Origin of the sequence: Pseudomonas sp. S3E12, from assembly GCF_001702295.1 — a bacterium.
GTDB lineage: Bacteria > Pseudomonadota > Gammaproteobacteria > Pseudomonadales > Pseudomonadaceae > Aquipseudomonas > Aquipseudomonas marginalis.
In genome coordinates this window covers 1-433 of record NZ_MBDT01000031.1, presented here as the reverse complement: position 1 = coordinate 433, position 433 = coordinate 1, and the positions used below count along the sequence as shown (strand labels likewise).

At 57.7% G+C, this 433-nt stretch carries 1 protein-coding gene; it reads right to left on the bottom strand.

The window, feature by feature from the left end; translation table 11 throughout:
* The coding region (locus tag BB029_RS33385) for a hypothetical protein (RefSeq protein WP_168166839.1) at positions 1–433 on the bottom strand (433 nt) is incomplete at both ends.

The window sequence follows — 433 nt, the reverse complement described above, 5'->3', positions numbered from 1 at the left end:
CGGTCAGGTCAATCTTCGGCAGTTGATTGCCGGCGTTAACGAAGTCAGCGCCCTTCTGTGTCAGCACGACGTTGTTATCAACGATGGCGTAGTAACCATCAGCATTGCTGTTACCCGTGAAGGAGACGGTCAGGCCTTCGCGTGGGGTTTCTTCGTCGGTCGCGGTGAAGCGGCCAGCGACGGTACCCGCCGTAGCGGAGTTTTCATCGATGGTTTCTGGGGAAACGCTGATGACCGGCACGTCGTTGTGCAGGGTAACGGTCGGTTGGCCAGTGCCGTTGGAGTTCAGGCCTTCAGGATCAGTGACGGTCAGATCGATCTTCGGCAGTTGATTGCCTGCGTTGACGAAGTCCGCGCCCTTCTGGGTCAGTACAACGTTGTTGCCAGACAGGCTGTAGTAGCCGTCTGCGTTGCTGTTGCCGGTGAAGGAGAC